Source organism: Flavobacterium sp., from assembly GCF_035760125.1.
GTDB lineage: Bacteria > Bacteroidota > Bacteroidia > Flavobacteriales > Flavobacteriaceae > Flavobacterium.
Genome location: NZ_DASTTN010000239.1, coordinates 1 through 5,292 on the forward strand (window position 1 = coordinate 1; position 5,292 = coordinate 5,292).

Below are 5,292 nucleotides of genomic sequence, written 5' to 3' on the forward strand. Positions count from 1 at the left end.
GTACTTTTGGTCAAACAAACCATAACGTTATGGTTAATTTGACTACAAGTATATGACGTATTTTTGATATTAACAAAAAATTATACTAAAATATTTGTGATTAATAAAAAATGGGGGGAGTTTTTACTGATATCCTATATAAAAAATGGATTTTTAGAGGGGTTTTTAAAAAATATACTTACACAAAATACTGATTATCAATTGATTAAAATTATTATTCTTTAAAAACAAAAAATAATTTGAATTTTTAACCCAAAAAGAAGTTTAATCACAATTGTTTTACAAAATATATTATGTTGTCTGCAACTCAACTCTTTAAAAAAATATTAATTTAGCATTAAACTTTGTAAGGCTATGGGCGGAAAAATTATCGATAGGGATCTAATACAAATTGTGGAACAATCTGCCATGAATGCCATTACTATTGACTGTGTTATATTTGGTTTTGACAACGGTATTCTGGAAGTACTTTTGGTACAACATGCCGAAGGTATCAGTAAAGGAAAATGGGGGTTACCCGGTGGTTGGATAAAAAAGAAAGAAAGTACAGATGATGCCGCACACCGTTTGTTGGCCGAACTTACCGGTATGGACAATATTTACCTTGAGCAGTTAAAAGCATTTGGAGAACCTAACCGTTTTCCTCTTAGAAGGGTAATTACCATTGGATATTATGCTTTGGTAAAAAGAGAAGATTATAACATTAAAGCAGGTTTCACGGCCTCAGATGCCAAATGGTATAAAATCAATGAAATTCCAGATTTAATTTATGACCATAATGAAATCCTAGCCTACAGTATAAAAAACCTTCGTAACAGAGTTCGTCAAGCTCCAATTGGCTTCAATTTGTTACCCGAAAAATTTACTTTATTGCAGCTTATGCATTTATATGAAGAAATTTTAGGAATCGAAATGGACAAATCCAATTTCCGCAGAAAAATTCTCCATATGAAATTACTGGTTCCATTGGATGAAAAACAACAAGATGTATCCCATCGAGCGGCGCAATTATATAAATTTGACCCGGAAATTTACGAGAAACTTACCGAAAGAGGATTTAATTTTGAGTTCTAACAATACCAAATCAAAAAAGAACATTATCATTTTTAAAATATTCCTGAAACTAATAGCAATATGACCGTAGACATTAAAGAACCGGCTATTGAGGAAATCACGATTGATTGCGTTATATTTGGATTTAACAAAGAAAGTCTTGAAGTACTTTTAGTACAACATGCTGAGGGAGAAAGCGTAGGAAAATGGGGGCTTCTTGGAGGTTGGTTACGAAAAAAAGAAAGCATTGATGATGCTGCTCAACGTATATTATACGAACTAACAAGTCTTGACAATATCTATTTAGAGCAATTAAAGGCTTTTACCGATCCAAATCGTGTAAGCGGAAGAAGAGTTGTAACCATTGCCTATTACACATTGGTAAACCGAGAAGACTATAATATAAAAGCCAGTGTTACCTTAAGGGAAGCCAAATGGTATAAAATCAATGATATCCCAAATTTAATTTTTGATCACAACGAAATTTTAGACTTTAGTTTGATGCAATTACGCAATCGGGTACGACAAGCCCCTATTGGCTTTAATCTTTTACCTGAAAAATTTACTTTACTACAACTCATGCATCTTTATGAAGAAATTTTAGGAATCGAATTGGACAAATCCAATTTCCGTCGAAAAATTTTACACATGAAGTTACTGGTTCCACTGGATGAAAAACAACAGGATGTTTCACATAGAGCAGCAAAATTGTATAGATTTGATCCTGAAATTTACGAGAAGTTAACACAGAAAGGCTTTAATTTTGAGTTTTAGCCTTTGCTAAATTGATTCCCTTATTCAGGTAGAATTGGATTTCAATGAATTTTCACTACCTGTTTATTCAGACAATTCCTTTTTTAAATAAAAAAAGACCCGATAGATAATCAAACTGCCGGGTCTGGAGTGCCAATAACTAATTAAAACTCCTTTTTATAACTAAAATTGATATCTGAAAAATCAATTATTATCTTATGGTTAATTTGACTACAAGATAGTTATTTTTTTTAAATTGAACTATTTAATCTCAGAAATTTTATCCAATAACTAAAAAACAATCCTATAACCAATCCAAACGACTTATCAAGAGTTCCAAAAATTAACTTTCGTTATTCAAAAGCATACGGCTGTATTCTGTAATTTTACAACATGTATGCTTTAGTCGATTGTAACAATTTCTATGCCTCCTGTGAACGTGTTTTTCAGCCGAAATTCAACGGAAAACCTCTTGCGATATTATCCAACAACGACGGTTGCGTGATTTCAAGTAGCAATGAGGCCAAAGCTGCCGGAGTGCCGATGGGTGCGCCAGCATTTCAAATTAAGGAATTGATAAAAGAAAAGAATATCGCCATATCTTCCAATTATCCACTGTATGGTGATTTGAGCAATCGAGTGATGGGTATTTTGGGTCAATTCACTCCCAATGTAGAAATTCACAGCATCGACGAAGCTTTCCTTAATTTTGATGATTTGAATATTTTGGACTATCATGACTATGGCCTTCAAATGAATAACCGTGTTCAAAAATGGTTGGGTATTCCAACTTGCATTGGCTTTGCCGAAACCAAAGCATTATCAAAAGTAGCTAATAAGATTGCCAAGAAATTCCAGGACAGAACCAAAGGTGTTTATGTCATTGACAGCGAAGAAAAACGCATTCAGGTCGAAAAAGACTACTTGCACCTTATGCCTGAAAATCCAAATTACGAACCCATAAAAGTTAACGAAGAAAATCAACTTATCATTTGGGGAATGGTAACTTATGTGATAAAGAAAGTGTAAAGCTGTAGCAAAGTAATACATTAATTGAAACTGATATTGCAAACAATTTAATTAACAGAAAAACCAGGAATCAACATGATTGTGAATAAAAGCAAAAATGCTGTAAATGCATTGCTTTCTGAATATAGAAAAGTAATTATGGAATTACAAAATGTAATTCAGAATATCTCTGACGAAAAGTTAGTTTTAGCAATTACTCCAGAAACTAATAATGAAGATTGTAAATCGATTCAAACTATACTTGCCCATGTAGTGAATTCTGGATATGCATATTGTGTTTATATTCGGAATTTAAGAGATGCAACTATCAAACGTCCAAAAAAAGAAATTCGTAAATCTGTAGAAGAATATAAAGAAGATCTAAATAATGTTCTATTGTATACTTATGAAACATTTGACACTATTTATGATAATGACCTAGAAAACTTTAACGAATCTAAAAAAATAAAGACATCTTGGGGACAAATCTATGATATTGAACAATTATTTGAACATGCAATCGTACATGTTTTACGTCATCGAAGACAAATAGAAAATTTCAAAACGACATTAGAAATTTACACAAATTAGCTACATAAAAAAATGGTGAAACTAAACGAATTTAGTTTCACCATTTATTAACTAACTAACAAATTTTATTACCAGAACTTCACGTACAAAGCACAAATAATCAATAGTGTTAATACAATCAATACTGTTGTTTGCGGTTTAACTTTAAACATTTCAGTATCCAATTCGAATGCTTTTGGATTCACTTTTGGTCCAGCGAAACTCAAGGCAATCATAATAATCATTGTAAACAAGAATGACAGTCCCATACAGATATGGAATGGGATTTCAAAACCACCTTTCCCATTAGACCAAGCTGTATACAACAAAGTTTCATTTCCAAGTATTGCAGGTGCAAATTCATTGAAAAATACTGATAATAAGAAACCGGAAATCACACCAACAATTGCAGCTGTACCAGTTGTTCTTTTCCAGAACATCCCAAGAATAAACATTGCAAATACCCCTGGGCTAATAAATCCAGTATATTTTTGAATGTAAGTGAAACCACCCACACCACCAATTCCTAACAAGTCATTCCAAGTAAACATAACAGCAAGAACCATTGCTGCAAAAACAGCATATTTCCCAATATTTACCTGAGCTCTATCTGTAGCATTTTTTTGGATGTACTTTTTGTGTACGTCCAAAGTATAAATAGTAGAGATACTATTTACTTTACCTGCCAAAGAGGCTACAATAGCTGCTGTCAAAGCTGCCACAGACAATCCTTTCAAACCTGTAGGAAGAAACGTCAACATCGCAGAATAAGCTCCATCTTTTCCTCCAACTAATTGTGGCAAATGTCCATTTTCATACAAAACAAAAGCAGCAATACCTGGCAACATTACGATAAGAGGCATTAATAATTTCAACATACCAGCAAACAAAATACCAGTACGAGCCGTTTGTAAATCAGCACCCAATGCTCTTTGAGTGATGTATTGATTACAACCCCAATAGTTAAGATTGATAATCCAAATACCCGCTAAATAAGACATCATCCCTGGAAAAGTAAGATACTTATTGATTTCCAATTGAGAAGTAGTTGCATTTGCTACTGTACTTTCTGGTCTTGGAATAATCATTTTGAAATGCTCTGGTGCTTTTTCCATCAATACTTTGAAACCAGCGATTGCGTCTTGTCCAAAACCAAAATAGTGAGCAACTGTAGTCAAAGCAATGTACGAAGTAACTAATCCTCCAATGATCAAAACCGCTACCTGAATTACATCTGTATAAGCTACCACTTTCATACCTCCCAAAGAGATAAGCAAAGCAAAAACAGCCAAACCAATCATAATTGCATGCAGATATTCACCACCTGCAAGTCCGTTGATGGCAACAGCCCCTAAGTATAAAATAGAAGTCAAATTCACAAAAACATATAAAAACAACCAAAAAACAGCCATAATTAAAGCTGTAGATTCGTTATATCTTGTTTTCAAAAATTGAGGCATGGTATAAATCTTGTTTTTCAAATAAACAGGAATAAACCAAATCGCAATGATTATCAAAGCAATAGCAGCAATCCACTCATATGCAGCAACAGCGACTCCTAAAAAGAATCCTTCACCACTCATCCCAATAAATTGTTCAGCCGAAATGTTTGAAGCGATTAATGAAGCTCCGATAGCCCACCAAGTTAATGTTCCTTCTGCAAGGAAGTAAGCTTTGGCATCGTGCTCGTTTTTTTCACGCTTGCGATAAATCATGTATCCATAAGTGGATACCACGACAAAATAAATAATAAATACTGCGTAATCCGCAAAAGCAAGGTTCTGGCTCATGAGTAAATAGTTGTTTTAAAAAATTAATAAAATGTGGTTATTCTTTTGTACTTATATTTTGTAATCTGTAATCTACTGCTTTTTGGTATTAAAATACTTTCTTTTTAGAAAAAATTTT

5 protein-coding genes are annotated in these 5,292 nt (G+C 33.1%); 4 read left to right on the top strand and 1 reads right to left on the bottom strand.

What is annotated here, in order from left to right:
• The first annotated feature begins 354 nt into the window (after nucleotides 1–354).
• From VFS71_RS08630 to VFS71_RS08645, 4 genes are all read left to right on the top strand, one after another.
• Nucleotides 355–1,074, top strand: coding sequence for an NUDIX hydrolase (locus VFS71_RS08630; RefSeq protein ID WP_326400609.1), 720 nt, complete (start codon nucleotides 355–357; stop codon nucleotides 1,072–1,074).
• 60 nt (nucleotides 1,075–1,134) lie between these two features.
• On the top strand, nucleotides 1,135–1,827 hold the full coding sequence (locus VFS71_RS08635) for an NUDIX hydrolase (RefSeq protein ID WP_326400611.1): 693 nt from the start codon (nucleotides 1,135–1,137) through the stop codon (nucleotides 1,825–1,827).
• Nucleotides 1,828–2,199: 372 nt separating this feature from the next.
• Nucleotides 2,200–2,835: a S24 family peptidase gene (locus tag VFS71_RS08640; RefSeq protein ID WP_326400613.1), complete on the top strand. Its 636-nt coding sequence runs from the start codon at nucleotides 2,200–2,202 to the stop codon at nucleotides 2,833–2,835.
• A 75-nt stretch (nucleotides 2,836–2,910) separates the two neighbouring features.
• Nucleotides 2,911–3,405 carry a DinB family protein gene (locus tag VFS71_RS08645; RefSeq protein ID WP_326400615.1) on the top strand — a complete coding sequence of 165 codons (495 nt, stop codon included), beginning with the start codon at nucleotides 2,911–2,913 and terminating at the stop codon, nucleotides 3,403–3,405.
• Nucleotides 3,406–3,473: 68 nt separating this feature from the next.
• Here the strand turns inward: VFS71_RS08645 and VFS71_RS08650 are convergent, their stop codons facing one another.
• Nucleotides 3,474–5,174, bottom strand: coding sequence for a sodium/sugar symporter (locus VFS71_RS08650; protein WP_326400617.1), 1,701 nt, complete (start codon nucleotides 5,172–5,174; stop codon nucleotides 3,474–3,476).
• Between the last annotated feature and the right edge of the window lie 118 nt (nucleotides 5,175–5,292).

Coding starts and splice junctions, on each gene's coding strand:
- VFS71_RS08630 (WP_326400609.1), top strand. CDS start 355: ATGGGCGGAAAAATTATCGATAGGGATCTAATACAAATTGTGGAACAA.
- VFS71_RS08635 (WP_326400611.1), top strand. CDS start 1,135: ATGACCGTAGACATTAAAGAACCGGCTATTGAGGAAATCACGATTGAT.
- VFS71_RS08640 (WP_326400613.1), top strand. CDS start 2,200: ATGTATGCTTTAGTCGATTGTAACAATTTCTATGCCTCCTGTGAACGT.
- VFS71_RS08645 (WP_326400615.1), top strand. CDS start 2,911: ATGATTGTGAATAAAAGCAAAAATGCTGTAAATGCATTGCTTTCTGAA.
- VFS71_RS08650 (WP_326400617.1), bottom strand. CDS start 5,174: ATGAGCCAGAACCTTGCTTTTGCGGATTACGCAGTATTTATTATTTAT.